The 20,706-nt window shown below is 73.0% G+C and carries 19 protein-coding genes and 3 pseudogenes; 13 read left to right on the plus strand and 9 right to left on the minus strand.

All coding sequences use genetic code 11. The features are described 5' to 3' along the window. Positions 1-339 precede the first annotated feature (339 nt). Positions 340-1,506, minus strand: coding sequence for a S1 family peptidase (locus tag AB0E83_RS21235; RefSeq protein ID WP_362113881.1), 1,167 nt, complete (start codon positions 1,504-1,506; stop codon positions 340-342). A gap of 280 nt (positions 1,507-1,786) precedes the next feature. Between AB0E83_RS21235 and AB0E83_RS21240 the strand changes: the two genes are divergently transcribed. From AB0E83_RS21240 to AB0E83_RS21250, 3 genes are all read left to right on the plus strand, one after another. After that, positions 1,787-2,278 carry a hypothetical protein gene (locus AB0E83_RS21240; protein ID WP_362113884.1) on the plus strand — a complete coding sequence of 164 codons (492 nt, stop codon included), beginning with the start codon at positions 1,787-1,789 and terminating at the stop codon, positions 2,276-2,278. Positions 2,279-2,838: 560 nt separating this feature from the next. Continuing rightward, positions 2,839-3,978 carry a glutamate--cysteine ligase gene (locus tag AB0E83_RS21245; RefSeq protein WP_362113887.1) on the plus strand — a complete coding sequence of 380 codons (1,140 nt, stop codon included), beginning with the start codon at positions 2,839-2,841 and terminating at the stop codon, positions 3,976-3,978. 349 nt (positions 3,979-4,327) lie between these two features. Further along, a complete protein-coding gene (locus AB0E83_RS21250) occupies positions 4,328-4,705 on the plus strand; it encodes a DUF393 domain-containing protein (RefSeq protein ID WP_362113890.1) in 378 nt (125 codons plus the stop codon). Between the two features lie 97 nt (positions 4,706-4,802). On the opposite strand, the gene AB0E83_RS21255 is transcribed toward AB0E83_RS21250, so the two are convergent. Next, positions 4,803-5,324 carry an HAD domain-containing protein gene (locus tag AB0E83_RS21255; protein WP_362113893.1) on the minus strand — a complete coding sequence of 174 codons (522 nt, stop codon included), beginning with the start codon at positions 5,322-5,324 and terminating at the stop codon, positions 4,803-4,805. Between the two features lie 175 nt (positions 5,325-5,499). On the opposite strand from AB0E83_RS21255, the gene AB0E83_RS21260 reads away from it, so the two are divergent. Next, positions 5,500-5,901 carry a hypothetical protein gene (locus AB0E83_RS21260; RefSeq protein WP_362113895.1) on the plus strand — a complete coding sequence of 134 codons (402 nt, stop codon included), beginning with the start codon at positions 5,500-5,502 and terminating at the stop codon, positions 5,899-5,901. Positions 5,902-6,541: 640 nt separating this feature from the next. On the opposite strand, the gene AB0E83_RS21265 is transcribed toward AB0E83_RS21260, so the two are convergent. Further along, on the minus strand, positions 6,542-7,066 hold the full coding sequence (locus tag AB0E83_RS21265; RefSeq protein ID WP_362113898.1) for an AAA family ATPase: 525 nt from the start codon (positions 7,064-7,066) through the stop codon (positions 6,542-6,544). 193 nt (positions 7,067-7,259) lie between these two features. Here AB0E83_RS21265 and AB0E83_RS21270 point away from each other — a divergent pair, with 193 nt between their 5' ends. Beyond that, entirely contained in the window at positions 7,260-7,778 is a 519-nt protein-coding gene (locus tag AB0E83_RS21270; RefSeq protein ID WP_362113969.1) for a hypothetical protein, read from the plus strand. A 239-nt stretch (positions 7,779-8,017) separates the two neighbouring features. Here the strand turns inward: AB0E83_RS21270 and AB0E83_RS21275 are convergent, their stop codons facing one another. From AB0E83_RS21275 to AB0E83_RS21285, 3 genes are all read right to left on the minus strand, one after another. Then, positions 8,018-8,671 (minus strand): hypothetical protein, encoded by a 654-nt coding sequence (locus AB0E83_RS21275; RefSeq protein ID WP_362113901.1) that lies wholly within the window; start codon positions 8,669-8,671, stop codon positions 8,018-8,020. A 275-nt stretch (positions 8,672-8,946) separates the two neighbouring features. Then, positions 8,947-9,750 carry a phosphatidate cytidylyltransferase gene (locus tag AB0E83_RS21280; protein ID WP_362113904.1) on the minus strand — a complete coding sequence of 268 codons (804 nt, stop codon included), beginning with the start codon at positions 9,748-9,750 and terminating at the stop codon, positions 8,947-8,949. Beyond that, positions 9,747-11,600 carry an aminotransferase class I/II-fold pyridoxal phosphate-dependent enzyme gene (locus AB0E83_RS21285; RefSeq protein ID WP_362113906.1) on the minus strand — a complete coding sequence of 618 codons (1,854 nt, stop codon included), beginning with the start codon at positions 11,598-11,600 and terminating at the stop codon, positions 9,747-9,749. Before AB0E83_RS21285 ends, AB0E83_RS21280 begins: the two co-directional genes overlap by 4 nt. Before the next feature lie 274 nt (positions 11,601-11,874). Between AB0E83_RS21285 and AB0E83_RS21290 the strand changes: the two are divergent. The 7 genes and pseudogenes from AB0E83_RS21290 to AB0E83_RS21320 form a co-directional block, all read left to right on the plus strand. Next, positions 11,875-12,210: pseudogene (locus AB0E83_RS21290) on the plus strand (DapH/DapD/GlmU-related protein); the annotation flags it as partial. Between the two features lie 147 nt (positions 12,211-12,357). Further along, positions 12,358-13,509 carry a tetratricopeptide repeat protein gene (locus AB0E83_RS21295; protein ID WP_362113909.1) on the plus strand — a complete coding sequence of 384 codons (1,152 nt, stop codon included), beginning with the start codon at positions 12,358-12,360 and terminating at the stop codon, positions 13,507-13,509. Continuing rightward, the gene (locus AB0E83_RS21300) at positions 13,506-14,747 is read left to right on the plus strand and encodes a polyprenyl synthetase family protein (RefSeq protein ID WP_362113912.1); all 1,242 of its coding nucleotides are present in this window, start codon (positions 13,506-13,508) and stop codon (positions 14,745-14,747) included. Before AB0E83_RS21295 ends, AB0E83_RS21300 begins: the two co-directional genes overlap by 4 nt. Before the next feature lie 116 nt (positions 14,748-14,863). Further along, positions 14,864-15,046, plus strand: a complete 183-nt coding sequence (locus AB0E83_RS21305; RefSeq protein ID WP_362113915.1) for a hypothetical protein — start codon at positions 14,864-14,866, stop codon at positions 15,044-15,046. Next, positions 15,043-15,447 (plus strand): VOC family protein, encoded by a 405-nt coding sequence (locus AB0E83_RS21310; protein WP_362113918.1) that lies wholly within the window; start codon positions 15,043-15,045, stop codon positions 15,445-15,447. The genes AB0E83_RS21305 and AB0E83_RS21310 overlap by 4 nt, the downstream gene beginning before the upstream one ends. Positions 15,448-15,721: 274 nt before the next feature. Next, positions 15,722-16,195: pseudogene (locus tag AB0E83_RS21315) on the plus strand (SigE family RNA polymerase sigma factor); the annotation flags it as partial. A 763-nt stretch (positions 16,196-16,958) separates the two neighbouring features. Further along, a complete protein-coding gene (locus AB0E83_RS21320) occupies positions 16,959-18,113 on the plus strand; it encodes a mannosyltransferase family protein (RefSeq protein ID WP_362113972.1) in 1,155 nt (384 codons plus the stop codon). A gap of 191 nt (positions 18,114-18,304) precedes the next feature. On the opposite strand, the pseudogene AB0E83_RS21325 reads toward AB0E83_RS21320, so the two are convergent. Beyond that, positions 18,305-18,831: pseudogene (locus AB0E83_RS21325) on the minus strand (transposase); the annotation flags it as partial. Between the two features lie 215 nt (positions 18,832-19,046). Here AB0E83_RS21325 and AB0E83_RS21330 point away from each other — a divergent pair. Further along, positions 19,047-19,451, plus strand: coding sequence for a type II toxin-antitoxin system PemK/MazF family toxin (locus tag AB0E83_RS21330; protein WP_362113921.1), 405 nt, complete (start codon positions 19,047-19,049; stop codon positions 19,449-19,451). A 24-nt stretch (positions 19,452-19,475) separates the two neighbouring features. On the opposite strand, the gene AB0E83_RS21335 is transcribed toward AB0E83_RS21330, so the two are convergent. Both AB0E83_RS21335 and AB0E83_RS21340 read right to left on the minus strand, forming a co-directional pair. Next, a complete protein-coding gene (locus tag AB0E83_RS21335; protein ID WP_362113924.1) occupies positions 19,476-20,033 on the minus strand; it encodes an SUKH-4 family immunity protein in 558 nt (185 codons plus the stop codon). A gap of 46 nt (positions 20,034-20,079) precedes the next feature. Beyond that, positions 20,080-20,655, minus strand: a complete 576-nt coding sequence (locus tag AB0E83_RS21340) for an SUKH-4 family immunity protein (protein WP_362113927.1) — start codon at positions 20,653-20,655, stop codon at positions 20,080-20,082. Positions 20,656-20,706: the final 51 nt, after the last annotated feature.

Consider the following 20,706-nt stretch of genomic DNA (forward strand, 5'->3'; position numbering starts at 1 on the left):
TGCATCACTCGTCCCCGCAGCCTGCACCAGGGGCCGTTCGCCCCTGGACCGCGGTATGCGACCGACACTATGCGGCACCACTGACAACGCCTCCGCGCCCCCTGCCCGGAGAGAGGGGAGGGCGGGGGGCGGCGGCGGGGTGCCCGCCACCGTCGCGGAACCGTGTCCGCGACGGTGCTTGTGGTTGTGGTTCGCGACGGTGGTTGTGGTTCGCGACGGTGGCTGTGGCTGTGGCTGTGGCTGTGGCTGTGGTTCGTGGTTGTGGTCGTGGTTGTGGTCGTGGTTCGTGGCTGTGGTTGTGGTCGCGGCGCCCTGGCCACGACCACAGCCGGCAGGGGATCAGGCGGTGTGGAGCGTCAGACCGTAGCGTCCGAGGATCTCGTTGACCGGCTGGAACCAGGTCTCGCCGCCGGAGGAGCAGTTGCCCCAGCCGCCGGACGTCACGCCCTGGGCCTGGTCCCCGCTGATGAAGGAACCGCCGGAGTCACCGCCCTCGGCGCAGACGCTGGTCCTCGTCATCTGGTGGACGGCGCCCTGGCTGTAGTTGACGGTCTCGTTCTTGCCGAGGACGGTGCCGCAGTGCCAGTGCGTCGTGGAGCCCGAGCGGCAGATGGAGGTGCCCACGGGCACCTCGGCGGAGCCCCGTACGAGCCGGTCGGGGATGGTGCCCCAGCCCAGGACGACCGGTACCGTCCACCAGCCGCTGTGGACGCTCACGTACGCGTAGTCGTCCCCGGGGAACGAAGAGCCCTGGAAGGTCCCCATCGCGGACCCGTCCCAGCCCCGCACCGCGGCCCCCGCCCGGCCGCAGTGGCCCGCGGTCACGAAGCCGCCGTGCACGGAGAAGCCGATCGAGCAGCGGACGTTCCCGGTGTAGTAGGGATCGCCTCCGACGGTGCCCGCGGCGTAGGTGCGCGGTGCCCGCGCCGTCTCCGCGACGGTGACGGGTCCGCCCCGCCGGGCGCGGTCCACGAAGGCCCGTACGGCCGGGGTCTCCCGCTCGGCCCCGACGACGGTGACGACGACGCTGTTGGCACGGGGGTCCACGTGCCAGCCCGCCACCCCCGCGGGCGCGCGGCCCGCGTCCAGACGTTCCTTGGCCCGGTCGAGGGCGGCGGCGCTGTGCCGCACCAGGCGCGTCCCGACGCCCAGGGCGCGGACCCCGTTCTCCTTCGCGCGGTCGGTGACGGCGACGACGAGCCGTCCGGTGCCCGGGTCGAACCAGGAACCGCCGTACGCGTCGCCGGCGGCCCGCCGGGCGGCGGGCTCCACGGCCGTGGCCGCCTTCTCGGCGCGCAGCCGCGCCTCCGCCTGGGCGGCGGTCAGCCCGAAGTCCCGTCGCAGCGCGTCGAGCAGACCGGCGGAAGCGGGCGCGGACGCGGAAGCGGACGCCGGGGTGCCGGCCGGGGGAGGGGCGGCGCTCGCCACGCCGGCGTGGGCGGCGACCGGACCGAGGGTCAGGAGCAGGGCGGCGACGGCGACGCGCAGGGGGGTGGTGCGTTTCACGAGACCTCCTGGTGTGGGGGAGTCGAACGCATTGAGAGCGCTCTCAGAGAGCGCCGCGGGTCACGCTAGCGGGTCGGGCATTGTCAGGTCCAGACCAAGAAGGGGGCCGTCGTGCCGCCTCTCCGGCCGGAAGGTCCGCCCGGCGTGCCGGCCGGAGCGGAACGCGATTGTGATGTTTCAAGGGCTGCTGCGCGACCTGGACTTCGGGTGGGTTGCGCAATCCGGGTGGTATGCCGACGGGCACGTCCGCAGGGATCCGCCGACGGGGCAAGGGGCCGGTATGAGCACTCATGACGACGGGCGGAACGGCCCCGGCACCCCTTCCGGCCCCTCCGTGAACGCGAACGCGAACGTGAACGCGGGCACGGGCGCGGATACGGACACGGACAGCATCACGGTGGAGGCTCTGGGTTCCCTGTCCAAGGCCCTGGAGACCGTGGAGCGCGCCCGGGGCCACCTGTACGGCTTCCACCAGCTGACCGGCACCGCCGACTTCGAGCTCGACCGGGCGGTCGAGCTCCTGCGGGCCGCCGGGCACCACGCGTGGGCGGACCGGGTGGAGACCGAGATCCTGGGGCGCAACGTCATCCCGGACCACTGGACCTACCAGATCGTGGACGCCTACAACGAGACCTACTACGAGCCGTTCCGCACCCTGGAACGCGCGGCGGTCTCCGCCCTGGCCGGCGGCCGGGAACACCGCTTCGAAGCCCGCCTCAAGGCGGAGCGATGCAAAACCGACCGCCCCCAGGAACCCGACACGGCCGAATGAACGCGCCTGCTGAACACCCCCGCCCGGCGAGAGCGCCGGCGCGACAAGGTTTCTTCCCGGGGGCGAAGGGGTGCCTCGCCGAAGCGGAGCCCGCAACCGGCGGCGCATCTCGACTGGCCGGGCGAGAACCGGAACGGAATCCGTAAGGAGGATCTCCGCCCTCTCGGCCACCGCGCGGCTGCGACTCATGCGAAAAATCCTGATAAGGGTGATTTGCCGGGAAGGTCTTCGGGCACGGGAACCCCAGACGCGGAAACGGCCGACGACGAAGGACGACGTGCGATGGGCATGGTGAGCACCCTGTTCAAGCGGTGCCGCGGCATGATGCGGGAATCCGACGGCAAGGCCCTCCAGGACCCCGTCCGGCGGGCGGAGGGCCGCCGTCTCCAGGACCAGGCCCGCGCGGAGGCCGAACGGCGCCGCGGTCACGGGAGCGGGCGCCAGGGGAGCGGGGCCGCGGGGAAGCGCCCCGGCGCCCGCCCGGGTGATCCCGCCGATCCGGGGTAAGCGCCCGTCGCACCCCGAAGACCAGCGACGATCCACCCGGAAGGAAGAACCACGTGACCCAGAGCCCGACGCGGCACAGGACCCGTACGGTGGGCGTGGAGGAGGAGCTGCTGCTCGTCAGCGGCCGGACCGGCGAGCCGCTCGCCCTGTCGTCCGCCGTCCTCGCCGCGGCCGCCGGGAACGAGGCGGGAGACGTCTTCGAGAAGGAGCTGCACCAGGAGCAGCTGGAGTTCGCCACCCACCCCGTCAGCGACATGGGCGCCCTCCGCGAGGAGATCGTCCGCTGGCGCGGCGAGGCCGGTCGCCACGCCGAGGGCGTCGGCGCCCAGGTCGCCGCGCTGGCGACCTCACCGCTCCCCGTACAGCCCTCCCGGAACCTCGGGCGGCGGTACCGCTGGTTGGCCGACCAGTTCGCCCTGACCGCGGAGGAGCAGCTCACCGGAGGGTGCCACGTGCACGTCTCCGTCGAGTCGGACGAGGAAGGCGTCGCGGTCCTCGACCGGATCCGTACGTGGCTCCCGCTCCTGACGGCGATCAGCGCCAATTCCCCGTACTGGCAGGGCAAGGACACGGGGTACGCCAGCTACCGCAGCCGCGTCTGGTACCGGCTCCCCTCCGCGGGTCCGTACGAGCCGTTCGGCAGCGCGGCCGGCTACCACGCCCGCGTGCGCGACATGCTGTCCACCGGGGTCCTGCGCGACCAGGGCATGATCTACTTCGACGCCCGCCTCTCCCACAACTTCCCCACCGTCGAGATCCGCGTCGCCGACGTCTGCCTCGAACCCGACACCACGGTGCTGGTGGCCACCCTCGTCCGGGCCCTGGTCGAGACCGAGGCGCGGGCCTGGCGGTCGGGGGAGCCCGTGCCGCGCGTCCCGGTGGAACTGCTCCGGCTCGCCGCCTGGCAGGCCGCCCGCTCAGGGCCGGACGGCCCCCTGCTCGACCCCCGGACGCTGCGCCCGGTCCCGCCGGACGCCGCCTTCGACGTCCTCGTCGCGCACACCGAGGAAGCCCTGCGGGAGACCGGCGACCTCGACCGGGCACGCGCCGCCCTCAAGGACCTCCAGGTGCGAGGCGGCGGAGCCCGCCGCCAGCGCGAGCTCTTCGAAGGCGGCGGGGAACTCGGCGAGGTCGTCCGCGCCTGCGCCCGGATCACCACGCAGGACAGCGCCCCCGGAGCCGCGGCCTCCTGAACCAGAAGGAGGCCGCGGAACACCGCTCCTCCTCGCGCGGACGCCGGGACGCGCGGCCCGAACGTACGACGCCGAGGGCCAGGAGGGCGCGGGACCAACGACGAGCCCCGGCAGCGTCGCACCTCCAGCCGCCGGGACCGAGGGGAAGGCGGAACCGAGGAGAAACGGAACTCAGCGGAGTCGGAACCGAGCGGAGCCGGACCTGAGGGGAGTCGGAACCGAGGGGGGCGGAACCGAGCGGAGCCGGACCTGAAGGGAGGCGGGAGTGAGCGGAGCCGGACCTGCGGGGAGGCGGCGCGTGGCCGGCCCGGAACGCGTCCCCGGCGGCGCGAAGCCGCGTGAGGGAGCCATGCGCCCCCGACCCGTGCTCGTCTATGACGGAGACTGCGGTTTCTGTACGACCTCGGCGGAATTCGCCGAACGGCGTGTACGCCCCCGCTGCGACATCGTCCCGTGGCAGTTCACGGACCTCGACGCCCTCGGCGTCACCCGGGAGCGTGCCGAGTACGAGGTGCTGTGGGTGACCCCGGCCGGAGCGGTGGACGGAGGGGCCCGGGCCGTCGCCAAGGCCCTCCTGAGCGCGGGCGGCGTCTGGGCGCCGCTGGGCGCGACGCTCCTGCTGCCCGGTGTGCGGTGGGCGGCCCGGTACGCCTACCGCCTCGTCGCGGTCCACCGCCACCGCCTGCCGGGAGGGACGCCGGCCTGCGCCGCGCCCCGCCGTCCCTGACGCGCCGGCGCACGGCCACCGGTCGGCGGCACGCCGAGTCCGGGACCACCGACACCGCGGCTCCGCTCCCCTCGGAGCGATGACCGATCCCCGCGGATCACCGGGGAAGGGATCCGCGAAGGGCCCGCAGCCATCGATCGAGGACGGCGAAGTCTTCGCCGGTGAGGCCGCGGGAGGACGCGACGCGGTGGAGGAGGGCCGGGGCGGGGTGGTGGGCCGCAACCCAGTCCCGATCGGCGTCGGTGACCTCGTCGTCGACCCACACGAACGGGCGTCCGTCCGCCCACGCCACCAGGGTCCGGGTCTTCCAGTGGAGCCCGAACCACCGGTCCTCACGTTCCTCCGCGCCGGAGGCGGCCGGCCAGCGCACGACCGGCAGGGCCGGCAGGCCGAGCAGCGGCGCGAGGTCCGTGTTCGCCGCCTCCTCCCAGGTGGTGGCCCAGACCAGCTCACACGGCAGCGCCGCGAGCCGAGGCCCGACGCGCGGGTCGAGCCGCATCAGGTGCGCATCCGCCGCGGTGCCCGACGGCCCGCGCCGCGACCCGTCGCCGAACGGCAGGAGAGGCCCGTCGATATCCAGGAACAGCAGCGGACGGCGTTCTTCCTCGCGCTCATTCATGCCACAGTCTCTCCTGCCCGCTCGACCTCGATGGCACGTGCGAACTCTGGTCGGCCTTCCCGCACGCGATCGGGGCGGGACGCCCCCGTGAAAGGGGTGCCGGAACCCCCTCCCGGGCGTGGTTCGCGGGACGGGCGCTTGACCTCAAGCATGGTTGAGGGGCGAGGGTCGGGCCATGGACACACACGGGACGAAGACGCTTCTCTTCCGCAACACGATGCGCATCGGCGAGGGCCACCTGGAGGGTTTCCGCGAGGCGATCGCCGGCGCGGTGGAGTTCGCACGGCAGCACGGTCCACAGTTGATGGTGGAGACCTTCGTGGACGAGGAGCGGATGCTCGCCCACAGCTTCCAGCTCTACCGGGATTCCGACGCGGTCCGCACCCACTGGAAGCTGGCGGACCCGTACATCCAGGAGGTGATGAAGCACTGCACGGTGGAGCGCTTCGAGGTCTTCGGCGAGCCGGACGCCGACGTGGTGGCGGGTGTGCGATCGGCCCTCGGCGAGCAGTGCGAGCTGACGTTCAGCCCGCGCATCGCCGGCTTCGTCCGCTTCGCCGAGGAGCGACGGGCATAGCGACAGCGGTGCCGATGCCGGTGCCGGTGCCGATGCGGAGAGCGGCGAACCGCCGGACACCCGAGCCGGTGTCGTGCGAGGCCGGCCTGTCACCGCGCGCGGAATGCGGGCGCTGCCGAGGCCCGGCCGAAGGGGGGTGGCGCCGTTGATGCCGTCGTACGGCGGTGCGATGGGCGGCGGGAGTTCGCGGCCGTCGACGGCAAGGCGGACCTTGCTGGTCAGTCCGCCTCGGGACCGGCCGAGCGCCCGGCGCTCCTGCGGGCGAACCGCTCGCAGACGGTCTGCCGGGGTTCGTACAGCTCGGGCGGATCACGCCACGGACGGACGCGACCGTCACGAAACGGCTCAGCCGGTAGGCGGTCGGCAGTCCCATACGCCCGCACAGTGTGTCGATCCGGATCGTCGAACCGTCGACTCCCGCCTCCCGGAGGCGGCGCAACCGCGTACGCATCTCCGCCCGGTCCCGAGTCTCGACGACCACGTCCCACCGCCCCGCGTCCGGCGCGGCGTGCGCGGCAAGCCGCAGCCGGCCGGACCCGAGGCGGCCGGCTCGATCTCCGCGCGACCGGTGAGCTTCCTCCGGGCCGGTTCGTGAGGTGCCGACCGACGCGGGCCTTGCCGTCGACGGGGCGTTCGTTCCTCACCCCTTGACGGCCTCCGCGATCCGCAGGGCGGCCTGGGCGGGGGTGAGGCGGGTGGTGTCGACGACCTCGGCCTCGGCGTGCAGCCACGTACGGGCCGCCTCCGCGTAAGGCTCAAGGTGCCGGAGGCGGAACGGGGAGTCGGGACCGAGAACGGTGTCGCCCGCGATGCGCCCGCGGAGAGTCTCCTGGTCGGCGTGGAGGACGAAGTGCCGGACCGGGATGGCGTGCTGAGCGAGACCCGACCTGATCTCGCGCCAGTACTCCTCGACCAGGACGGTCATCGGAATCACCAGAGTGCCGCCGGTGTAGTCGAGAACGCGGCGGGCGGTCTCGACCACGAGCGGCCGCCACGGCGGCCAGTGCTGGAAGTTGTCGGTAGCGGGCAGACCCGGAGTGATGTCCATGAGCGTCTCGCCGACCTTCTCGGCATCGAACACCCTTGAATCCGGGAGGAGTTGCTGCACCAGCGCACTGGTCGTCGTCTTGCCCGCGCCATGGGTACCGTTGAGCCACACGATCATGAGACTCGACGCTAGCGCCGATCGGGCCGAGGGGACAGGCGCACCGGACAGAGGACCTGCGCCGGGACTGTCCGCGGAACGGCGGACCGACCACGTCCTGCCCGCCACGCCCCACCCCACCCCACCCCACCCCGCTCGGCCGGTATGGGCTGTCTTTCCGTGCCTGAAGAGGGCAGACTCCGATGCCGTGAAGATGGGGATCTCCGGTTTCGATCCGCTGTTCCTGGTCGGGGTCGACGCGATTCGCCAAGCGCACGGACCGCGCCTGGCGGCGCTGACGGGCAGGCTGCTGTCAGGGTTCGCGCTGGTGCGGTTCGCCGGGGACGGGGACTGGTACGCCGACTGTCCGGTGGTGCTGGACTTCGACGGCGTCCAAGTGGAGCTCTGCCACTGGAAGTTCGACGAACTCTCGATCGGCTGGGACACGATCGACACCGCGGCGGCCATCACTGGATGGGAGGAGGTCGAACTCACCCCGCAGTGGTCACACACCGATGAGCGCCTCGGACCGTTGGTCGGCCAGGAACTGGAGGAGGTGACGCTCCTCGAGTGGCGTCCGGCGGAGACGGAACGTGACCTGGCGGCCGGAACGGTGGCGGTGGAGTTCGCCTTCGCCGACGACCGCCTGCGGATCGTCAACGGCCTGGACGAGAACCGCATCGAGGTCGGTGCGGCCCACCCGTCCTACCTCCGGCACAGGCTGAGCCGCTGAGCCCTACGGAGGGGCCGGCCCACGGCCGATCTCGGTACGGTGTGCCGTGCCCCGCTGACGGAACGCCGCCCCACGGCTCGAGGAAACCGTCAGAGGTACGGGACGAAGGACGCGTCGGCACCCAGCGCGTTCACGCCTCCGCGGACGGTGCGGCGGAGTCGCTCGGTCTCGGTGACGAGGATGACGAGGGTGACGAGAGCGCCACGGGCGTCGCCGTCCCCCTCTTCCCTTCTCCCTCTCTACCGCTCGCCCGCGCCGTCGACCGCGTAGATCCGCTCTCGAAGCTGCTCGGCGGCCCAGTCCAGCCCGACGCCCAGGTCGAACCAGTGCCGGTCCTTGCGGACTCCGGGCGGTGCGAGGTTCACCGCCGCCCACGAGAAGACCCCCATGAGGACGGAACGACCGTGCTGCGCGGTGCGGACGGACAGCGCGAAGGGCGCGGCGAGTGCCGCGCGGGTCACCAGGACGGCCTGTTCGTCCTCGGAATGCCGACGCCCACCCGTGAGGAACCGGGGCGTTTCGAGGATCTTGACCCACTCGACGACCGCGTCCGCCACCTGCGCGCGCAACGACTCTTCGATGCCCCTTCGGACGGCGGCCGCGGGATCGTCGCCGAGCCAGCCGAGCCAGTGATCGGGATCGGTGAGCTTGCCGAAGTCGTCCTGCGGCACCCCGTGGCGGGGATTCTCCTGGTACTCGCCCGTCAGCTTCCCGTCGCCGTCCACCAACCACGCGCCGCGGATCGCCTCGGGCGGCACGTAGCCGTTCGGGTCGTCGATGTACGTCGGATCGATCTCGGCGACGCTGCCCCCTGGGTTCTCCGCGGCAGCGGCCACCAGCGCCGGATCGGCCGGTATGCCCCTGCTGCGCCCCCGCCACCCGAAACGTCCCATGCTCGTCCCTGCCCCTCACCCTCGCCTGCCCGGTCGCCCGTGATTGTGCCGCATCTGGTCAGGACCGCATCGGACGGGTGCGGGTGGCGGGCGACCATCGAGAGGAGAGGGGTCCCGGCGAACGGAGAAGGACGCCGAGGCGGCCGGTACCGCCCCGCGCGCGAGGACGGCCGCGAGCCCAGGGGCAGCACCGCCCCCCACCGCAACCACTCCCACCCCCGCCCCCGCCACAACCAACCCACCGCCGCCACAACCACCCCGCTCCACCCCACGGCTCACTCCAGCACCCACATCACCGCCACGGCGACGAGAAGGGAGTCGATCCGGTCGAGGAGGCCGCCGGAGCCGGGCAGCCACCGGCCGGCGTCCTTGGCGCGGGCGCCCCGCTTGACCATCGACTCCAGCAGGTCCCCGAGCGGGCCGCCGACCGCCACGGCCACCGCCGTCCGCCACGTCAGGCAGGACAGCACGGCCAGCACGAGGAGACCGGCCGCGGCCCCGGCCAGCGTGCCGCTCCACCGCTTGGCGGGCGATAGCGGGGAGAGCCGCGGGCCACCGAGACGGCGACCCGCCGCGTACGCGACGACGTCGGCGACCGACACGGCCACGAACAGGACGAGACCGAGGGCGCCGGACGGTACGAGACCGGCCAGGGCACCCAGCCACACGAGCCCCAGCAGCCCCGCCGCCAGGCGACGGAGCCCGTGCTCCGCGTCCCCCGAGAGCAGCGGCACCCCGGCAATCGCCAGCGCCCCGACCGCCGCCGCCCGGAGCACCTCCCCGGGGGCCAGCCACGCGGTCAGGACGAGTCCGACGACCGCCGCGCCCAGCACCACCCGGTCCACCGGGCCCAGCCGGAGCAGCCCGCCGTACTCCACCACCGCGACCACGCCGACCACGGCCGCAAGCACCGCGATCCCCGGCGGTCCGAGCCAGAACGCGGCGGTCACCAGGGGCACTCCGAGCGCCCACGCGCACCAGCGGACCATCAGCTCGCGGCGTCGGGTCGCCGCCACCGCGACGCCTCCGACCGCCAGTGCCCCGCCGAGGTACGGCACGAGACCGGCGACCGTCGTCACCGGGAGGCCCGCCCCACCGCGCCCGCCACCACCGCGTCGTACACCGTCGCGCCCGCCACCGCCGCGTCCGACGCCATCGCGCCCGATACCGCCGCGTCCGGCACCACCGCCCCCGTCACCATCGCGTCCGGCGCGCGCAGCGCCTCCAGGGCGCTCCGGCACGCCGCCACGATCCGCGCGTTCTCCGCCGTGTCGCGGACGGCGATCCGTACGGTCCGCCCCTCGTACACCGGGGACATCGGCGACAGATCCCGCAGGAACACGTCGTGCCGCCGGCACTCGCGCACCAGCCGCGCCGCGCTCGGCCCGCCCGACGGCAGGCTCACCGTGAGGAAGTTCGCCACCCCCTCGTCGACCGACGAGAAGCCGTCCAACTCCCTCAGTCCGTCGGCGAGTTCCCGGCGCAGAGCATGAGTGCGGGCCCAGCGCTCCGCGTAGTACGCGGGGTCGCGCAGCGCCGTCACGGCAGCCAGTTGGGCCGGCAGGCTCACGGGCCACGGCGGCGTCCAGCGGCGCAGTTCCCCGGCCGTCTCCGGACCAGCCACCAGGTACGCGGCCCGCATCCCCGACAGCGCGTACATCTTCGACAGCGAGGTGCAGACCACGACCCGGGCGTCGGTCGAGGCGAGCCCGGCGAGCGAGTCCGCCGGATCGACATAGCCCAGGTACGCCTCGTCGATCCACCACCGGGTCCGCGCGGGCGAGGCCTCGATCACCGCGCGCAGCGCGTCGGCCGGGACGTGGCGACCGGTCGGGTTGTTCGGATTGACCACCACCACGAGGTCGTACCGTCCGTCGCCGGTCGCGGCGGCGAGCCGGGCGGGATCGAGCAGCCACCCGTCCTCCCGGCGCAGCCGGAGCCGGTCGACCCGGCAGCCGATCACCCGCTCGGTGACGTGGGCGTACTCCCCGTAACCCGGATCCAGCAGGAGCACCCGGCTCCCCGGCGACAGCCACCTCCCGAACGCCCGGAAGATCAGATCGGACGAACCCGCCCCGACGACCAGCGACTCCACCGGCAGCCCGCGGACCCCGGCGATCTCCGCGAGCAGCCCCTCCGCACCCGTCGGCGGCGAGGTCCGGGCCGCCCACCCCGGATCCTCCGAAAGGACCGCGCGGACCGCCGGGGACGGCGGGAACCAGGCGTCCAACACGTCGGCGGCGACCACCTCGTGACGACGGGTCAGCGTCCGGAAGTCGGTGCCGATCGCCGAGAAGAACGCACCGCCGTGCTCACAGCCGTCCGCACGCGGCGCGAACGGCACGTCGAGCCGCCAGTCGAGGCCCGCCCGCAACCGCTCCAGGGTCCGGCCGTGGCGCTCCGCGACCGTCCTCGTCAGCTCGGCCACGGAACCGCTGAGGACCTCGAACGAGACCGCGCCCGCGCGGACCGAGCGCCCCACCGGCCGCAACCCGGCGGCGAGGTACATGTCCAGCAGCTCCGTCCGCCCCATCGCCACCACCCGGCGGCCGCCCCGCGCCGCGACCCAGCGCAGCGCCCCGTACATGAGCAGCGGCGCCGCCGCGGTGGACCGCCAGCGCTCCTCGACGGTCAGGACGCGGATCTCGAACGGCGCCTCCTCGCTCAGGACCGGCAACTCCTCGCGCGTCAGGTACTTGTCGAGGGAATAGCGGCCGACCCACGGCGGGGTGAGGCTGACGAAACCGATCCGCGTCTCGCCGCGCGCGGCCACGAGATAGACGTTGTCCCCGTCGAGCCCGTCGCTCAGCCTCCCCGACGGATCCACCGGATGCTGCCCGAGCTCCTCCGCGTACACCCGGTGGCGCAGTTCGTGGATCCAGTCGTGATCCCGAGGCGTGGCAGTGCGCAGCTGCAGGGCATGGTCCATGCGTATGTCCCCCTGAGAAGGTCCGGCGTTCGCGCCCCAGCATGGAGGACCCCGGCGAACGGCACCTGAGTACGGGTACTCAGTCGGGAAGCAGGGGAGTTGGGATCGGTCCAGGTCATGGGCCGGGTACATGGGGCGGCTCCATGGTCGGATCCGTGGGTCGGCTCCATGGTCGGATGCATGGGCGGATCCGTGGGCCGGATCCGTGGGCGGGGCCAGGCGCCCCTGTCGGGCCTCGGGCCTCGGGCATCAGGCATACGAACGGCGTCGCTTCCAGCTCCTGACGCCCACGCAACCGCTGGAACCCCAGCCCCGGCGCGACAAGCTGGAAGCCGCCCGCCCGATCACGATCGGGGACAACGTCTGGCTCGGCGGCGGCGCCATCGTCTGCCCCGGTGTGACGATCGGCGACAACGGCGTCATCGGCGCCGGCTCGGTCGTCACCAAGGATGTCCCCGCGAACGTCGTCGTGGTCGGAAGCCCCGTCCGCCCGCCGTCCCCGCGGTGCCGCCGTACGGAATCCACGCACACGATGGTGCCGGCACCGTTCCCGCGCGTGTCGCCCGCCGCGAGGAATCCGGGCGACACGGCCCGGCGTAGGTCTCATTGAGGAGGCCGCGCCACCGCGCGTAGCACTTGAGACGGACGCCGCGCCCCCATCGAGACGGAGATCGTCCCCGATGCGGAACCCCCGCCCACCGGCGCCGTCTTGACCCTCGCACCGGCTCGAACGGCGAGCCGGCGGAGGGAGGAACCGATGACAGGTCAGGTCAGCGAGCGGTCGGCGAAGGCGTCCGCGCCCGAGTACCAGGGAGCCCTGGGGTCCCTGTCGGTGAACGCCTCGCTCCCCGACGTGCTCGACGAGGGCCTGCGGGGAGCGCGCGCGGCCGAGCGGGCCGGAGACCTCCACGAGGCGGCCCGCTGCCGGCTGGCCGTCGCGGAGGCGTGCCGCAGGCTCGGGCGGATCGACGAGGCCGACCGGGCGTGGAAGGCGAGTTACCGCGCGGCGCGCTCGGCCGGCCACGAAGGGGCGATGGCCTGGGCGCTGTGGAGCGGGGGCACGCTGGCCCGGCAGCGCGGCGCGTTCCGGCTGGCGTACCGGCTGCTGAAGCTGGCCTCCGAGGCGGGCGAGCGCGGCGGGGACGTCGTCGCCCGGGGCTACTCGCTGGCCGGACTCGCCGAGACCGGACGCATCCAGGGCGACTACGAGGCCGTGGCGCGCCTGCACGAGCAACTGCTGACGGAGGCACGCCGCCGCGGCGAGGCCCGGCACACGGTCTGGGCGCTGGAGGGCATCGCGCAGATGCACCGCAACACCGGCCGCTTCGACGAGGCCCTCGCCCTCTTCGAGGAGGCGGCCGAGACGGCGGAACGCGCCGAGGACCGGCGCGGCTGGGCGTGGGCCCTGAGGGGCATCGCCGACGTGGTGTCCGTCCGCGACGGGGACGTCGAACGCGCCCTGACGCTGCTGTCGCGGGCGGAGGAGGCCTGCCGCGAGATACGGCTGCGCAGCGCGCTCGCCTACAACCGCAAGATGCGCGGCAACGTCCTGTACCGGGCGGGCCGGTACGCCGAGGCCCGCGAACCGTACGCCCGCGCCCTCGCGGAGTTCCGCGCGATGGACGAGCCGCGCGGAACCGCGCTGGCGCGGCTGGGGCTGGTGAAGACCGACGCCCGCCTCGGTCGCGACGCCGCCCGCACCGCCGCCGAACTGGCGGCGCTGCGCACGTCCCTGGAGCACATCGGACTCCTCCACGCCCGGGAACTGGTGGACGGGGCCGCCGCCGAACTGGGCATCGAACGGCTTCCGGAACCCGCCGGAGACGCCTCGGGAACGGACGACCGGCCGACACTGCCGCACACCGGCGCGGAAGCACTCCGGACGGCCGACCCGGAGAGCCTGCGATGACCACCCTCCCGACGCCCGCGACCCGACCCTTCCCGGCCGCCGCCGCGGCCCGACCCCTCCCGTCCGCCGGTACGACGGGTGCCGCGACCCGGCCCTTCCCGTCCGCCGGCGCGACGGATGCCGCGGCCCGGCCGGGCACGCCCGGCGTGCGGAGCGGTGGCTCCGGGACGGACGGCGAGGGTCTGGCGCCGGGCTCTCCCGGCCCGGACGCGTCGGCGACCGACGTCCTGCGGCGCTGCCGCGCACTGGTCCGGCCGGCTCTGGTGGACGCGGTCGGCCGGCTGCACCCCTGGACCGGCGAGATGGCGGCGTACGCCCTGGGCTGGAGCGGCACCGACGGGACCCCGGACCCCGACGGCTCCGAGGGCAAGGGGGTACGGCAGGCCCTCGCCGTCCTCGGGGCCGAGGCCGTCGGAGCCGACGCGGCCCACGGCGTCCCGGGCGCCGTGGCCGTCGAACTCGTCCACACCTTCTCCCTGCTCCACGACGACATCATGGACGCCGACGCCCTGCGCAGACGGCGCCCGGCCGTGTGGAAGAGCTACGGGACGGGCCCGGCCGTACTGGCCGGCGACGCGCTCCTCGCCCAGGCGGTGACGGGACTCGCCGAGGCCCGGTGCGACCACGCGGCGGCCGCGGTCCGCCACCTCTGCGGCACCCTGAACGCCCTCGTGTCCGGCCAGGCGGAAGACCTGCGGTTCGAGCACCGGCCCTGGCACGGGCCGGGCGCGGTCACACCGGAGCGGTACCGGACGATGGCCGAACACAAGACGGGCGCCCTGCTGGGGTGCGCACTCGCCCTCGGCGCGGTCCTCGGCGGCGCCCCCGAACCGACCGTGACCGCGCTCGACCGCGCCGGACGCCACCTCGGCCTCGCCTTCCAGACGGTGGACGACGTCCTCGGCATCTGGGGCGACCCGGAGAAGACCGGGAAACCCGTCCACGCCGACCTGCGCCGGGGAAAGAAGACCTACCCGGTCCTCGCCGCCCTGGCCCACGGAGGCCCGGCCGCGCGGGAACTCGCGGCGCTGCTCGCCTCGCCCCGGCAGATCGACGACGCGACGGCCGCGCACCTCGCCGCACTCGTCGAGGAGGCCGGCGGCCGCACCGCCGCCCACGAGGAGGCACACCGCCGACTGGACACCGCCCACCGCATCCTGCGCGACACCGCGCTGACCCCCGAGGCCGCCCGGCAACTGGACGCGCTGTGCACCGACCTGCTGGACCGCGCCTGGTGAACCCCGCCCGGTGAATCCCGCCGACCGCCTCCGCCGTCGACCTTCACGGCACCCCCGGTGGTGGCGGAGGCGTGGTCGGAAGTCGGCCACCGGATACCAGACACCGGTAGACGACCATGACGGCGACCATCTCGCCCGGCTCGATCAGCCGCCGCAGCGACGACTACGGCCGGCACTCGCGCATCAGCACTCGCTGGACCCTGGTGGCCGCCCTCCGGCACGACGACGGCGTGAACCGCGGCATGAGCGGGCCGGCTCCGTGTCTGCGCGGGACGGGAGCGGGCACACGGAAGCCATGACCGTTCACAAGAGAGGCTTTCTCGTCCTCGACGGCACCGACCCGGAACCCCTCGCCCGCTTCTACGCCGCCCTCCTCGACGGCACCGTCGAGCCGAGCGGCGCCGACCACGACCTGCTGCTGATCTCCGGCACCGACGGAGTCGCCCTCGGTATCCGCCGCGCCCCCGACCACATACCACCGAGCTGGCCCCGCCCGGAGGACTCCCAGCAGTCCCACCTGTGGATCCTCGTCGCCCCCGAAGCGCTCGACGAGGCCGAGCGCGAAGCGGTCTCCCTGGGCGCCCGCCCGGTGACCGCCGAACACAACGGCAGCCGGACGGACCGGCGCACCGACGCGCGCCGCTTCATGGATCCGGCCGGACACGCCTTCGTCCTCGCCGCGCACGACGCTTCCCCATGACCCGGAACGGGTCGTGCACAACCGCGTAGGAACTGACACCGTCCCCAGAACGACGAACGACGAACGACGAACGACGAACGACGAGCGACAGACGACAGACGACAGACGACGGACTGGGCGACCGAGGTCACGACAAAGACCCCGGTCGCCCTGACGCGTCTCCTGCCGATCCGGTTGCGTGATCACGATCACCGTGGTCGTGGGGTTCCCGTGTCAACCGGGGACCCAGCGGCAGACGTATGCGGGGTGTAGTCGGAGATGCGGGAGTCGTTCGTTGACGGTCGAGGAGTTCGAAGAGTTCTACGCCCATGCGGTGGCGCGGCTCACGGGTCAGTTGTACGTGATGCTGGGCGATCTGCACGAGGCGCAGGACGTCGTGCAGGAGGCCTTCGTCAAAGGCTGGAACAGGCGGCGGCAGCTGGACCGGGACGGACAGCCGGAGGCATGGATCCGTACGGTCGCCTGGCGGCTCGCGGTCAGCCGCTGGCGGTTCCGCAGACGCACGGCCGAGGCGTGGCGGCGCGACGCCGTGTCGCCCGTGGTGGTGGAGGGACCCGAACCCGACCACCTCGTCCTCGTCGAGGCGATGAGGGGGCTGCCGCAGCAGCAACGGCGCACCCTCGCCCTGTACTACCTGTGCGACCTGAGCGTCGACCAGGTCGCCGCCGAGACGGGCCTGTCGACCGGCACCGTCAAGACCCACCTCTCCCGCGGCCGGGCCGCGCTCGCCCACCGCATCGAGGACCCCGCAGCCCCCGTACCGCCCGCCCGTCCAGCGAGGAGGCACCCGATGCATGACCCCCACGGTCCGTCGCAGGACCCCGCCCGCGACCCGTCCCGCACCCCCTCCCCGGATCCGCTGAAGGCGCTCTTCGAGCAGGCGGCCGAGGCGGGCCGGGCCCGCGCCACGTACGCGCCGGCGGGCGAGATCAGTGCCCGGGGCCGCCGCGTCCACCGCCGCAGGCTCGCGGTGCTCGCCGCGGGAGCCTGCCTGGTCGTGGGTGGTGGCGGAGTCGCGCTGGGCGCCCTGCTGGCAGGCTCGCCCCAGCCTGTCCTTCCCGCGACGAGCCCGTCCGTGATCGGACCGGTCCCCGCCAACACGGCCACCGGTCCGGCCCCCACCCTCCCGCCGACGACGCAAGCCCCGTCCGCCGGTGCCACCACCCCGCCCGCCGGCAACCCCACGTCCATGAGCACCACCCGGCCCGGCGCCTCCACGACCACCACTCCGCCGGGAGGCGCCGGGTAGCCCCCGGCCACCCCACCAGGAGACGCCGGTCAGACCCCGCCCGCCCCAGGGACCGTCATCGCATCGAGGCCGTCCCGCGCCCCGTCATGCCCTCGAAGGATTGCGGCCCCTCATGACAACGACAGAAGACGAGCTTCAGGATGCCCCTGCGGCACGTGACGCCCAGCAGGTTCAGGGCGTGCGCGCCGCTCCCCGAGCCCCTCGAGAACACGACGCGCAAGGCACGCATGACGCACGAGGCACACGTCCCCGCGCGCTCCGCCTGATCTCCCTCCGCCTGATCTCCCTCCGCCTCGACGCCGCCGACCGCGACGTCCTCGCCCTCTACCTCCTCACCCGGGTCGCCCTCCTCCTGACCGCCTACTGCACCGCCTGGCTCTTTCCCCGCGACCCCGAGGCCCGCCTGCCCGGCTCCTTCGCCGTGGTCGTCGGGCGGTGGGACTGGAACCACTACCTGCACATCGCCCGCGACGGCTACTTCCCCGACGACCCCGCCGCCCGCCCCGAGCAGGGGGACAACAGGGAGGCGTTCTTCCCCGGCTTCCCGCTCGCCCTTCGGGCGGCGCGCCTCCTGGTCGGCGACTGGACCGCCGCCGGACTCGCCGTCTCCCTGCTCGCCGGGGCCGTCGCGGTCCTCGCGCTCGGCCGCGTCGCCCGCCACCACCTGCCCGAGACGGCCGACTCCCGCCGTGCCGTCCTGCTGCTCCTCGTCTCGCCGTGCGCCGTCTTCCTCGCCGTCGGCTACACCGAGTCGCTGTTCCTCGCCTTCGCCCTCCCGGCCTGGCTCGCCGCACGCCGCGACGCCTGGCGGCTCGCCTCGCTCCTCGCGGCCGGTGCCACCACCGTCCGCGTGACCGGCCTCTTCCTGGTCGCCGCGCTCGTCGTCCACTTCGCCCGCACGGCCCGCCGCCGGGGCGCGGCCCGCACGTTCCCCTGGCTGGCGGTGCCTGTGCTCCCGCCGCTGCTGTACGCCTGGTACCTGCACGGCCACACCGGGGACTGGATGGCGTGGAAGCACGCTCAGGAGCGCGGCTGGTACCGGCAGTTCCACGCCCCGTGGGAGTCCTGGAGCACCACCTGGGACGCCGCCTTCGGCCACGGCTACACCACCCCGTACGCGCTCCTGTGGCAGGCCGAACTCGTCGCCATGCTGGTCGGGATCGTCGCCGTCGTCCTGCTCGCGCGTGCCCGCCGCTGGCCCGAGGCCGTCTACATCGAGCTCAGCCTCTGGGCGCTCGGCACCTCGTACTGGTACATGTCCGTCCCCCGCGCCACACTGCTGTGGTGGCCGCTGTGGATAGGCATCGCCTCCTGGACACTGAGAGCCCCCGGGAGGACGGCCGCCTGGTTGTGCCTGTCCGCCCCGCTCTCCGTCACCCTCGCCGTGACCTACTTCTCAGGACGCTGGGCAGGCTGAACCCCCCGACGGGCTACCCGGTTGCGAGAAGGCCGCGCAGGTGGGTACGGCCCCAGACCCGTCCTGAGCGCACGACCAGGACCTCTCCGCACCGAGGCGTCTCGTCTGCCGGAGCTGCGGGACGGCGAAGGAAGGAAGGCATGCGCGAGCACGGCCAGGGTGACCCAGCCGGACCAGGACGGGCAGCGGCGGCCGGTGCCGCGTTCCTCCAGCACGGTGCGCGGCCTCGGTTCGCCGCCGTAGATCTCGTCTCCCGCGGCCCGGGCGGGCCCGATGCCGGCATCGAGGAATCGGGTGACCACGCGAGCGGCCGGCTCCGGCGTGGCCGCGAACTCCGTATCGTCACCGAGGCCGGCGGCCCGGCAGCGGTCGGTACCGGAGGTCCGGGAACGCGGAGCATACAGTTCCCCAACCGCTGCGACGTGCCTGCGGCGGCCGGCGCGGACCGGGCGGACGGCGACCTGGACGCTCTCGACCCTGCCCGCGCTGTCGGTGTCTTTCTTCATGTCGCCGGCCCCGTCGGCCACCAGTACCGCCTCGCCGTCGTACGGGTGCTCCCCACGTCCTCACCCACCTCGTCGTGGACCTGGTCGGCATCCCGCTTCGCCCCCCCGAGCAGGTGCCGCATGTCGCCCGAGGCCCTGCCCTCGGCCCACTCGGCGATGGTCCGGCAGTTCTTGCGCGGCAGGTCCGACAACAGGCCGAGTACCGACTTCAGGGCCCGGCGCCGGGATCCGACCCGTGCGAAGTCCCGGTGTCCGGCTCATCAGGTCCTCGAACGCCTCCTGCCGTCAGGCAGGGTCTACGCTGTGATGTGCGGCCACCGTGTGATCGTCTGCTTTCGCACACCGATGATCAACGGTTGCCGCGCCCGTCTCCACACCGCGTCAGGCCGCGCAGCGTCTGCCTGCCGCCCTGTGTATCGGAGGGCTTGTGCGACGTGGCGAAGTCTGGTGGGTCCAGTTCGACGAGCGGAGATTGGTCGTACTGCTGTCAGGAGACGACGCGTCAGGGTTCCAGGTGATGCAGGTCGTCGCTCCGGCGGGCCTCGACATCAGCGGCCTGGGCATCGAAGTGGCGGTCGGCGCCGATGAAGGGCTGCCGCTCGAAGGCGTGCTGCGGCTCGCGCTCCCGCGTCCGGGCTTCACCCCGTGCACGTGGCTGACCACCGTGTCCCGGGACGACCTGCTGGAGCGGGCGGCCGTCCTGTCCTCCAGGAAGCTCAGCGAGATCGACGATGCCCTCCGACTCGCCGAACAAGCACAGGAGCCGACCCCGGCGACGGCCGCGAAGCTCAACGAGATGAGGGATGCCCTCCGCTGCGGTGAACTCGGGTAGACGGAGAAGCAGCCGACGCCTGTGTCACCAGATTCCGTGTTCCAGCTCCTCGAGTGCGATGTTCCACTGCGACCCCTCATCGGCGAAGGGGGTGGGATCGAAGGCGCCGACCACCTGCTTGAAACGTGCCGCGAGTTCCTCTGGATCGGCCCCGTTGTCGTGATCCGCCTCAAGCTTGCGGAACTCGATGAGTGTGAACAGCAGAGACTCCACGTTCCGGTGGAGTTCGGCGTACCCGGGGCCTGCCTCAGAGAAGGCGTAGACCTTTCCGGATTCGGGATCCAGCGCCACAAGCGACTCGAAGAGGTATCCGATCGCCCACCATGCCCGACTCTCCGGCGGGCAGGGAGCGCCGTGATGGCTGAGCAGGCTCCCCACGGAGACGGAATCCAGATCCGGGGGATAGGGATTCGGAACTGACTCCCGAGAGACGAAGACCTCGGAATGCGGGATTCCGACAGTGCTCAGCAGGTTGGCCGAGTGCGCTTCGAGAAATCCCTGAAGGGCCTGGGGAAGGTAGGTGATGTTCTCCAGACCGTACGCCGCAGCCATCTGGCAGGGGGTCACGAACCTGTCTCGCATCCGTTCTTCCCCTGTGGTCCGTTCTTCCCCTGTCGGCCGCCCGGCCTCATCCCCACATGCCATAGCCGATCTCCTCGAACAAATGCGGCCATTCGCCCTCCTCGTCGGCGAACGGGGTGGGGTCGACAGCCGTGATCTCCTGCCGCATGCGGGCGAGAACAGCATTGCGTGCCGCCTCCTCGTCACGCCCGATACCCCGGTAGTGCGCCTTGCCGCGTTCCAGCACCATGAGCGCGTGGACAAGGGACGAGACGTCCGCGTGCATGGGGCGAGGTTCCGGCTCTCCCTCGGAGAAGGCATAGATCATGCCGGTCTCAGGAGCGATCGCGACCATGGCGTACAGGAAACCGCCGATCTCTTCCCAGTGCTCGGCCCCGGGCGGGCACTCGACGCCGTACCTGGCGAAGGCCGCCTTGACGCTCGGGCCGTAGGCGACACGCTGAAGGGCGCTGCCGTCAAGGTCGAGCCTGGGAGAGAAGAAGGTGCTCTCGGGCAAGCCGACGGTAGCCAGGAAGCCGGCCGTCGGCGCGTGCAGGTGTGCACCCGGGACGCGGGGAAAATAGGTGACAGCCCTGAGTCCGAGCCGGTGGACGACCTCGGTGGGGGAAATGTCGGTCAGCATCGCTTCTTCAGCTCTCCCGGAGACGACGCGCGGAGCAGGGCACGCGACGGC

This window comes from Streptomyces sp. NPDC035033 (genome assembly GCF_040636735.1).
Lineage (GTDB): Bacteria > Actinomycetota > Actinomycetes > Streptomycetales > Streptomycetaceae > Streptomyces.